Source organism: Pseudomonas sp. IT-P294 (assembly GCF_949767865.1).
Classification (GTDB): domain Bacteria; phylum Pseudomonadota; class Gammaproteobacteria; order Pseudomonadales; family Pseudomonadaceae; genus Aquipseudomonas.
The window spans coordinates 266103-276510 of record NZ_CATKQW010000001.1; the positions used below are offsets into that span (position 1 = coordinate 266103).

The 10408-nt window shown below is 60.1% G+C and carries 7 protein-coding genes and 1 pseudogene; 5 read left to right on the forward strand and 3 right to left on the reverse strand.

The window, feature by feature from the left end:
• Positions 1–87 precede the first annotated feature (87 nt).
• Positions 88–2982 (reverse strand): ribonucleoside-diphosphate reductase subunit alpha, encoded by a 2895-nt coding sequence (locus ACM6I0_RS01225; RefSeq protein ID WP_090186999.1) that lies wholly within the window; start codon positions 2980–2982, stop codon positions 88–90.
• Between the two features lie 735 nt (positions 2983–3717).
• Between ACM6I0_RS01225 and ACM6I0_RS01230 the strand changes: the two genes are divergently transcribed.
• Together ACM6I0_RS01230 and ACM6I0_RS01235 are read left to right on the forward strand one after the other, a co-directional pair.
• Complete coding sequence (locus ACM6I0_RS01230; protein ID WP_222588055.1) at positions 3718–4431, forward strand: response regulator; 714 nt, start codon at positions 3718–3720, stop codon at positions 4429–4431.
• Complete coding sequence (locus tag ACM6I0_RS01235) at positions 4428–6038, forward strand: ATP-binding protein (protein WP_414921288.1); 1611 nt, start codon at positions 4428–4430, stop codon at positions 6036–6038. Before ACM6I0_RS01230 ends, ACM6I0_RS01235 begins: the two co-directional genes overlap by 4 nt.
• 126 nt (positions 6039–6164) lie before the next feature.
• Here ACM6I0_RS01235 and ACM6I0_RS01240 read toward each other — a convergent pair whose 3' ends face one another.
• Complete coding sequence (locus tag ACM6I0_RS01240) at positions 6165–6890, reverse strand: 4'-phosphopantetheinyl transferase family protein (protein WP_414921289.1); 726 nt, start codon at positions 6888–6890, stop codon at positions 6165–6167.
• A 161-nt stretch (positions 6891–7051) separates the two neighbouring features.
• Positions 7052–7843: a dienelactone hydrolase family protein gene (locus tag ACM6I0_RS01245; RefSeq protein ID WP_414921290.1), complete on the reverse strand. Its 792-nt coding sequence runs from the start codon at positions 7841–7843 to the stop codon at positions 7052–7054.
• A gap of 130 nt (positions 7844–7973) precedes the next feature.
• On the opposite strand from ACM6I0_RS01245, the pseudogene ACM6I0_RS01250 reads away from it, so the two are divergent.
• From ACM6I0_RS01250 to ACM6I0_RS01260, 3 genes and pseudogenes are all read left to right on the forward strand, one after another.
• Positions 7974–8206, forward strand: a pseudogene (locus ACM6I0_RS01250) (hypothetical protein); the annotation flags it as partial.
• Between the two features lie 68 nt (positions 8207–8274).
• On the forward strand, positions 8275–8952 hold the full coding sequence (locus ACM6I0_RS01255) for a response regulator (protein ID WP_259152926.1): 678 nt from the start codon (positions 8275–8277) through the stop codon (positions 8950–8952).
• Positions 8949–10295 (forward strand): ATP-binding protein, encoded by a 1347-nt coding sequence (locus tag ACM6I0_RS01260; protein ID WP_414921291.1) that lies wholly within the window; start codon positions 8949–8951, stop codon positions 10293–10295. The genes ACM6I0_RS01255 and ACM6I0_RS01260 overlap by 4 nt, the downstream gene beginning before the upstream one ends.
• Positions 10296–10408: the final 113 nt, after the last annotated feature.

Below are 10408 nucleotides of genomic sequence, written 5' to 3' on the forward strand. Positions count from 1 at the left end.
TCCTTGAGGCAAAAGAAAACCCCCGACAGTCCAGAGGACTGATCGGGGGTTTTCGAGTCAGCGCCTTGCAGCGCTCACCGGTTCAGCTTACTGGCAAGCTTCGCAATCCGGCTCGTCGATGGCGCAAGCCTTCGGTACTGGAGCTGGACCGGCTGGAGCTGCCAGGACCGAATCTTCACCGTGGTTGCCGCCGCTGGAAACAGCGTTCAGTTTACCGGTGTTGATGGTCGACTTCTCGGTGCTGGTCGCGGCCAGGGCACGGAGGTAGTAAGTGGTTTTCAGACCACGGTACCAAGCCATGCGGTAGGTCACGTCCAGCTTCTTGCCCGAGGCGCCAGCGATGTACAGGTTCAGCGATTGAGCCTGGTCGATCCACTTCTGACGACGGCTGGCCGCGTCAACGATCCACTTGGTGTCCACTTCGAAAGCAGTCGCGTAGAGCTCTTTGAGTTCTTGCGGAATGCGCTCGATCTGCTGCACCGAACCGTCGTAGTACTTCAGGTCGTTGATCATGACTGCGTCCCACAGACCGCGAGCCTTCAGGTCGCGAACCAGGTACGGGTTGATCACGGTGAATTCGCCCGACAGGTTCGATTTCACGTAGAGGTTCTGGTAGGTCGGTTCGATCGACTGCGATACGCCAGTGATGTTGGCGATGGTCGCGGTCGGTGCGATGGCCATGATGTTGGAGTTACGAATGCCTTTCTGTACACGGGCGCGAACCGGTGCCCAGTCCAGGGATTCGTTCAGGTCAACGTCGATGTACTTCTGGCCACGCTGTTCGATCAGGATCTGTTGCGAATCCAGCGGCAGGATGCCTTTGGACCACAGCGAACCCTGGAACGTCTCGTAGGCGCCGCGCTCGTCGGCCAGGTCGCAGGAAGCCTGGATCGCGAAGTAGCTGACCGCTTCCATCGACTTGTCGGCGAACTCGACGGCAGCGTCGGAACCGTAAGGAATGTGCTGCAGGTACAGCGCGTCCTGGAAGCCCATGATGCCCAGGCCGACCGGACGGTGCTTGAAGTTGGAGTTCTTCGCTTGCGGCACCGAGTAGTAGTTGATGTCGATCACGTTATCGAGCATGCGAACGGCGGTGTTCACGGTGCGTTCCAGCTTGGCGGTGTCCAGCTTGCCGTTGACGATGTGGTTCGGCAGGTTGATCGAGCCCAGGTTGCAAACGGCGATCTCGTCCTTGTTGGTGTTCAAGGTGATCTCGGTGCACAGGTTCGAGCTGTGGACCACGCCCACGTGCTGCTGCGGGCTGCGCAGGTTGCACGGGTCTTTGAAGGTCAGCCATGGGTGGCCGGTTTCAAACAGCATGGACAGCATTTTGCGCCACAGGTCTTTGGCCTGGATGGTCTTGAACAGTTTGACCTTGCCTGGGTATTCGGTCAGGGCTTCGTAGTACTCGTAACGCTCTTCGAAAGCCTTGCCGGTCAGGTCGTGCAGGTCTGGCACTTCGGATGGCGAGAACAGGGTCCACTTGCCGTCATCGAAGACGCGCTTCATGAACAGGTCAGGGATCCAGTTGGCGGTGTTCATGTCATGGGTACGACGACGGTCATCACCGGTGTTCTTGCGCAGCTCGATGAACTCTTCAATGTCCATGTGCCAGGTTTCCAGGTAGGCACAGACAGCGCCTTTGCGCTTGCCACCCTGGTTGACGGCGACGGCGGTGTCGTTCACCACTTTCAGGAACGGTACAACGCCCTGGGATTTGCCGTTGGTGCCTTTGATGTACGAACCCAGCGCACGAACTGGCGTCCAGTCGTTGCCCAGGCCACCAGCGAATTTGGACAACATGGCGTTGTCGTGGATCGCGTGGTAGATGCCGGACAGGTCATCCGGAACGGTGGTCAGGTAGCAGCTCGACAGCTGTGGTCGCAGGGTGCCGGCGTTGAACAGGGTCGGGGTCGAGGACATGTAGTCGAAGGACGACAACAGGTTGTAGAACTCGATCGCACGGTCTTCCTTGTTCTTCTCTTCGATCGCCAGGCCCATGGCCACGCGCATGAAGAAAATCTGCGGCAGTTCGAAGCGGATACCGTCCTTGTGGATGAAGTAACGGTCGTACAGGGTTTGCAGGCCCAGGTACGTGAACTGCTGATCGCGCTCGTGGTTGATCGCCTTGCCGAGTTTTTCCAGGTCAAAGGTGGCCAGGACCGGGTTCAGCAATTCGAACTCGATACCCTTGGCGATGTAGGCAGGCAGGGCCTTGGCGTACAGGTCGACCATTTCGTGGTGGGTCGCGCTTTCGGCAACGTTCAGGAAGCTCAGGCCTTCGGCACGCAGGGTGTCCATCAGCAGGCGGGCGGTGACGAACGAGTAGTTCGGCTCGCGCTCGACCAGCGTACGGGCGGTCATCACCAGAGCGGTGTTGACGTCGGTCAGGGCCACGCCGTCGTACAGGTTTTTCAGGGTTTCGCGCTGGATCAGGTCGCCGTCGACCTCTTCCAGGCCTTCGCACGCTTCGGTGACGATGGTGTTCAGGCGGCCCATGTCCAGCGGAGCAAAGGTGCCATCGGCGCGGGTGATGCGGATCGACGGATGAGCGTTGACTGCTTGTTCGGCCGGGGCGTGGGCAGCGCGTTCCTTGGAACGGCCGTCACGGTAGATCACGTAGTCGCGAGCCACTTTCTGCTCGCCGGCACGCATCAGGGCCAGTTCGACCTGGTCCTGGATTTCTTCGATGTGGATGGTGCCGCCCGATGGCATGCGACGCTTGAAAGTCGCGGTGACTTGTTCGGTCAGGCGGGCAACGGTGTCATGGATTCGCGACGAGGCGGCAGCGGTGCCGCCTTCAACTGCGAGAAACGCTTTGGTGATCGCGACGGTGATCTTGTCATCGGTGTAAGGAACGACAGTGCCGTTACGCTTGATCACGCGCAGTTGGCCAGGCGCGGTGGCGGACAGATCCGAAGTCGAATCAGCGGCCTGCGGCAAGGTGCCCTGCGGGTTCTCGCGAGTTGTGTCGGTTTGCATGGGGGGTTGTCTCCACATTCTCTATGTTTGTTTGGGCACCGTCACGGTGCCCACCGTTCTGTCCTGAAGCACTACAACCGACGAGGTGCCGGGTATAACAACTTCGAGACAGTAGGAAAAAGGCTAATGATGCCGCTTCCTTGCCGAAGTCTTTGGTCGCGAGCCTGGGCTCGAAGCCGGATTCCTTTCAGGGGTGCCAGTTATGACTGCAACACCCGTACCGTTCTGACCGTTCAGGCCTGGAAAAACGGTGCCATCCGCGCACGCGGTTTGGGCTTGTAAATTCGTGCTTGGTTCAACCTGCAACACGCAATAAAGCGCTTGAGTTTCAGGTCTGAAATGTGGTTGGGCTTTTAAGCTAAAACCCTACATGTAGGGTTTTTTTCGCGCCGAGGTACAAGATAATGCGTTTTGGAGGGTGTTGCAACGTACTACCTGTGGATAAACCTGTGCGTAAATTGTGTGTGAAACGTGGAACGGGCGTGTAGGCCGCGACCTAGCTGGAGCGAACCGTTTTCCACTGATTTTCAGCGATCGAATACAGTCATTCGGATTTTTAAGGGCGCGAACCCTATCACAAAAAATCCGCTTGTCCGAACGCATTTGTCGGCTTGTGTTCTCGTCGTTCGGCGTTTATACAATCGGCCAGTGTGTACGCATTCTTATCCTCCCCAATCATTACAAAAAGACGGGCGGATCCTTCCTTATAAGTGTTGTTGGCAAGCAGAGGTCACCGTGGAGCAAGAAGCCTGGCAGGTATTGATTGTGGAGGACGACCAGCGTCTGGCCGAACTGACCCGCGAATACCTGGAAGCCAACGGCCTGCGCGTCTCGATCGAAGGCAATGGTGCGCTGGCCGCTGCGCGCATCATCAACGAGAAGCCGGACCTGGTGATCCTCGACCTGATGCTGCCGGGCGAAGATGGCCTGAGCATCTGCCGCAAGGTGCGCGACAAATATGACGGCCCGATCCTGATGCTCACAGCCCGCACCGACGATACCGATCAAATTCTTGGCCTCGACCTGGGCGCCGACGATTACGTGTGCAAACCGGTGCGTCCGCGTCTGTTGCTGGCACGGATCCAGGCACTGTTGCGCCGCAGTGAAGCCCCTGAGGTGGCCCCGGAAAAACAACGGCGCCTGCAGTTCGGTCCGCTGGTGGTGGACAACGCATTGCGCGAGGCCTGGCTAAATGACAGCGGTATCGAACTGACCAGCGCCGAGTTCGACCTGCTGTGGTTGCTGGTGGCCAACGCGGGCCGAATCCTGTCCCGGGAAGAGATCTTCACCGCGCTGCGCGGCATCGGCTATGACGGTCAGGACCGCTCCATCGACGTGCGCATCTCGCGCATCCGTCCCAAAATCGGCGACGACCCGGATCATCCGCGACTGATCAAAACCATCCGCAGCAAGGGGTATCTGTTCGTTCCGGAAGCCTGCACCCCGTGAACTCGATCTTCCTGCGCATCTACGGCGGCATGTGCGCGGCGCTGATCCTGGTGGCTGTGCTGGGCGTGCTGGCGTTGCATTTGCTCAACCAGGTGCGCAGCGAGCAATACCGTGAGCGCCTGGCCCACGGCACTTTTTCGCTGATGGCCGACAACCTGCAACCGATGAACGATACCGAGCGCCACCGGGCCTTGCTGGTGTGGGAGCGTTTGCTCGGCATTCCATTGGCGTTGAACACCTTCGCCCAGACCGACCTCGACCTCACTCAGCGCACCCGCGTGCTGCGCGGCCAGGCGCTGGTGGAGCAGACCGGCCCGCATGCGGCAAAGGTTTATCGTCTGGTCAGCGACAAGGAACAGCTTGTTCTCACGGGTGAGGTCCAGCAGATCAGCGAGCAACTGGCGCGGGCCACCATTTATCTGTTGGCTGACGAACTGGTGCGCGTACCGGTGGCCGAACAGCCCAAGCGTCTGGCGCAATTGAAACAAGACAAGGGCTTTGGTTTCGACCTGCGCCTGGTCACTGTCGACCAGGCGGACATGGACGAGGACCAGAGCCGCCGCATCTCTGAAGGCGACACGGTGATGGCGCTGGGCAAGGGCGGCGATTCGATCCGGGTGTTTGCCGGCATGGTCGGAACGCCGTGGGTGCTGGAGATCGGCCCGCTGTATCAGATGAATCCGTATCCGCCGGAATGGCTGGTGCTGATCGCGGCCCTGGGTTTGAGCCTGATCGGTTTGATCGTCTATCTGTTGGTGCGTCAACTGGAGCGCCGCTTGCGTGGCCTCGAAGCCGCCGCCACGCGCATCGCCAAAGGCAGCCTGGAAACCCGAGTGCCGGCACGTGGCGCCGATTCGGTAGGGCGTCTGGCTTCAGCGTTCAACGGCATGGCCGAGCACTTGCAACAGTTGCTGGCGATCCAGCGTGAACTGGTGCGCGCGGTGTCCCACGAATTGCGCACACCGGTGGCGCGCCTGCGTTTTGGCCTGGAGATGATTGGCTCGGCCACCACGCCGCAGGCGCTGGAGAAATACCTTGAAGGCATGGACCACGACATCGAGGACCTCGACAAACTGGTCGACGAGATGCTGACGTACGCGCGGCTGGAGCAGGGCTCGCCGGCGCTGAATTTTCAGCGCATCGACCTGGATGCGCTGGTGAGTCAGGTGATCGAAGAGCTGGCGCCATTGCGCGCCGATGTCACCGTGCAGCGTGGTTTGTGCCTGTCGGCGGCCGATTGCGATGACGCCTGGGTTGAAGCCGAGCCGCGCTATCTACACCGGGCGATGCAGAACCTGGTGAGCAACGCCATGCGTCATGCTTCGTCGCGGGTAACCGTCAGTTATCAGGTCGGGCAGCAGCGTTGCCGGGTGGACATCGAAGATGATGGACCGGGCGTGCCGGAATCGGCATGGGAGAAAATCTTCACGCCATTCCTGCGCCTCGATGACAGCCGAACTCGCGCCTCGGGTGGGCATGGTCTGGGCTTGTCGATCGTGCGGCGGATCATCCATTGGCATGACGGGCGGGCGTTGATCAGCAAGAGCAAAAGCCTGGGCGGGGCTTGTTTCAGCCTGAGTTGGCCGAGGAATCAGGAGCGGCGCTGAGATCCAGGTTGTCTGATCTGGCCTCATCGCGAGCAGGCTCACTCCCACACTGGATCTATGCCGTACCGAAGAACCCTGTGGGAGCGGGCTTGCCCGCGATGAGGCCAGCACACGCACCGAAAATCCTCAGGCCTTGATACTGACCAGGCTCAACAACTGCCCATCCATCACCCCAAACTGCGCGTCCAGCTCAGTGCCGTTGCGCCATTCACTGGACAAGTCTGTCAGCAAGCGCAGCCGCACCTCGCCAGCCTCGCTCCACTCCAGCACTTCAGCGTGCTCAAAATAAAACCGCTGCTGGACAATCGGATACAGCGCCTTGAACAAACTTTCCTTCACCGAAAACGTCAGCGTCACCAGCAGTGCCAACTGATCGCGAGCACCGGCCGCCATGCGCTGCATCTCCGCCGGTATAAGGATTTCCCCGGCCAGGCGCTCGGCCCGTTCTGGGTTGAGCAAGTTTTCCAGGTCCATCCCCAAACCGCGCCAATCGCTTTTCTTCGCCACAATCGCCGCCGCACGGCCGGTGCTGTGGGTGATGGAGCCGCTGATGTGCGCAGGCCACACCGGGGCGCGGTCATCACCGATGGCCGGGATGAAACTCAGCCCTTCCAACTGTTGCAACGCGGCACGTGCACAAACACGCCCGGCGAGAAACTCGGCCTGACGCTTGGCGACCGAGCGTTGAATGCTTGCCGGCGGCTCGATGGCGCTGCGCTGGAAATCATCGCTGGCCAGTTGCGCGGTATCGAAGTGAGTGCTCAACAGCACGGCATCGGGCAGCACAAACGGCAGTGGCCACTGGGCATCGAGTGGGGTGCAGCAGACGGGTAGGGCGGGGACGGAATTCATGTCGGGCATTTTGCCGGGTTGCTCTCGGGCTGGGTAGTGCAAAGGTTCAAACCGAGGCGCGGCCATCGCGGGCAAGCCCGCTCCCACATGGATTTGTGTTGCAACATAGATCCAGTGTGGGAGCGGGCTTGCCCGCGATTGCCGCGCCTCGGTCTGCCTGATCAGCCAAAAATCTTCTTGAAGAATGCCTGCATGTCCGCCCAGGACTTTTCATCCGCCGCTTTGTTGTAGCCAATGTCCGGCCCGCCGTGATCGCCATGGCTCAAGCGATCCGCATCCGGATTACTGAACCCGTGCTTGGCGCCTTCAAGGCTGACGAACTTGTAGTCAGCCCCGGCCTTGTCCATTTCAGACTTGAACGCCGCCACATTGTCCGACGTCACCATGCTGTCCAGAGCGCCATGCTCCACCAGGATTTTCGCTTTCACGCTTCCCGGTGTCGCTGGCGTCTGGGTCGCCAGCGCGCCGTGGAAACTCACGACGCCGGCCAATGGCACGCCTTGGCGCGCCGCATTCAGCACCACGCCGCCTCCAAAGCAGTAACCGATGGCGGCGATTTTATTCGGGTTGGTCTGCGCCTGTTTCTTCAGCAAATCGAGCCCGGCCTGAAAGCGCGCACTGGAGGCGGCACTGTCTTTGAGCGCCGCCTGCATGAAGGTCATGGCGTCTTTGGGATGTTCGGTGTTCTTGCCATCGCCATACATGTCGATGGCCAAGGCGCTGTAGCCCAGGCCGGCCAGGTCGCGGGCGCGGCGTTTGGTGTAGTCATTGAGTCCCCACCATTCGTGCACCACCACCACGCCAGGTCGTTGGCCTTTGATCGCGTCGTCGTAAGCGTAATAGCCAATCAGTTGGGTGCCATCAGGGCTCTGATAGGGGATTTCCTGAGTCTTGATCGCAGCTTGGCTGAGACCGCTCAAGGCCAGTAATAGAAGGGCGAGGCAAACACGCATGGTCGGATCTCCTGCAATAAAGTCATCAAAACCATCGGGTGGATGTGATTCAGCTTAGGTTCAGAGTGCGTTCAGAGTGCGTTCAGGGTGGTGTGCGTAACCTTGCCCAATGTCCAAAAGCTAATGGTGCATGAGGAAATGCCCCAATGGCTCGCTTAAAAAGCTGCTTGCGGCCTTCACCGTCTTGGGCGTGAGCACCACTGCTGTTGCCTACGGCGACAATTTCGCCAGCCTTACTCTTGGACAGACCAGCGACAAGATTAAAAAGTCCCACACCCGAACGACAACGTGTCGGTCTCGCACAATGGCATTAAACTGCATCAGGAAAACCTGCCGGGCAGCTACGATCTGTCTTGCCCGGTGAGGATTGCGCGGCTTACCTGACTGGCGAAACCATGCTTTGGAGATGTTGATTTGCCTAGGAGCGCGTTATGAAACTGCTGGTCGTTGAAGATGAAGCGCTGTTGCGCCATCACCTGCAAACCCGCCTGACGGACAGTGGCCATGTGGTCGAGTCCGTGGCCAATGCTGAAGAGGCGCTTTACCAGACCGAGCAGTTCAACCATGACCTGGCGGTGATCGACCTCGGCTTGCCGGGCATGGGCGGGCTCGATTTGATTCGTCAGCTGCGCTCACGCGGCCATACCTTCCCGATCCTGATCCTTACCGCACGCGGCAACTGGCAGGACAAGGTCGAAGGCCTCGCCGCCGGTGCTGACGATTACGTGGTCAAGCCGTTCCAGTTCGAGGAACTCGATGCACGCTTGAACGCCCTGCTGCGCCGCTCCAGCGGGTTTACTCAGTCGACCATCGTCGCCGGGCCGCTGCTGCTGGACCTCAATCGCAAACAGGCCACCCTCGATGAACAACCGCTGGCACTGACCGCGTACGAATACCGGATCCTGGAATACCTCATGCGTCATCACCAGCAAGTGGTAGCCAAGGATCGCTTGATGGAACAACTCTACCCGGACGACGATGAGCGCGATCCGAACGTCATCGAAGTGCTAGTCGGCCGTCTGCGCCGTAAACTCGAAGGCCCGACCGGTTTCAAACCGATCGACACCGTGCGTGGTCTCGGCTACCTGTTCAATGAGCGCTGCACTTGATTCGATCCCTTCGTGTCCGTTTGATGCTCGCCGCCACGTTGCTGGCGGTGTTGTTCATGCTGGCGTTGCTGCCTGCGATGCAGGGCGCGTTCAGCCTCGCGCTACAGGATTCCATCGAGCAGCGCCTGGCGTCGGACGTGACCACGCTGATCTCCGCCGCGAGGGTGGAAAACAACACCCTGCAAATGCCCGTGCAGTTGCCCGATGAACGCTTCAACCTGACCGACAGCCGCTTGCTCGGCTACATCTACGACCGTGAAGGGCATCTGGTGTGGCGTTCCAGAGCCACCCGCGAAGAAATGCTCAACTACAAACCGCGCTACGACGGACTCGGCAGCGAATTTGCGCGCATTCGCGAAGCCAATGGTCAGGAGTTCTTCGTCTACGACGTTGAAGTCAAACTGCTTGGCGGTAAAAACGCGGCATTCAGCTTCGTTGCCCTGCAACCGGTGCGCGAATACGAAGCGACCCTCGAAGGCCTGCGCGAAAACCTCTACCTCGGTTTCGGCGCTGCATTGCTGGTGCTGCTCGCCTTGCTATGGATCGGTTTGACCTGGGGGTTGCAGGCCTTGCGCCGGCTCAGTCAGGAACTCGACGAAATCGAAAACGGCGCCCGCGAAAGCCTCAGCGAACAACACCCACGCGAACTGCTGCGCCTGACCGGTTCCCTCAACCGTTTGCTGCACAGCGAACGGGAGCAGCGCAGCCGCTACCGCGACTCCCTCGACGACCTGGCCCACAGCCTGAAAACCCCGCTGACCGTGCTGCAAGGCGTCAGCGAAGACATGGCCAAACGGCCGCAAGACCGCGATCAGGCGCGGGTGCTGCAAAACCAGATCGAACGCATGAGCCAGCAGATCAGCTATCAACTGCAACGCGCCAGCCTGCGCAAAAGCGGTCTGGTGCGCCATCAAGTGCGCCTGCGGCCGGTGCTGCAAAGCCTGTGCGACACGCTGGACAAGGTCTACCGCGACAAACCCGTGCGCGTCGCTTTTGATCTGCCGGACCCGTGTTACGTGCCGATCGAGCAGGGCGCGTTGCTGGAAATGATGGGCAACCTGCTGGAAAACGCCTATCGCCTGTGCCTTGGCGAAGTGCGCATCAGCGTGCGTGAAACGTTAAGCGGGGTTGAGTTGTGCGTTGAAGATGACGGACCGGGCGTACCGCCGGACCAGCGGGCACGGATTCTTGAACGCGGGGAGCGGCTGGATCGCCAGCATCCGGGTCAGGGCATTGGCCTGGCGGTGGTCAAGGACATCATCGAGAGCTACAGCGCCAAGCTGACGCTGGGGGATTCGCCGATGGGCGGGGCGGCGTTCCGGATTCATTTTCCGGTGGTTTGACCCCCGTCACTGATCGTTCCCACGCTCTGCGTGGGAATGCAGCCCGGGACGCTCCGCGTCCCTTCCCAGAGCTTGAACGCGGAGCGTCCCACGCGGACGGTTCGACGCCTCGA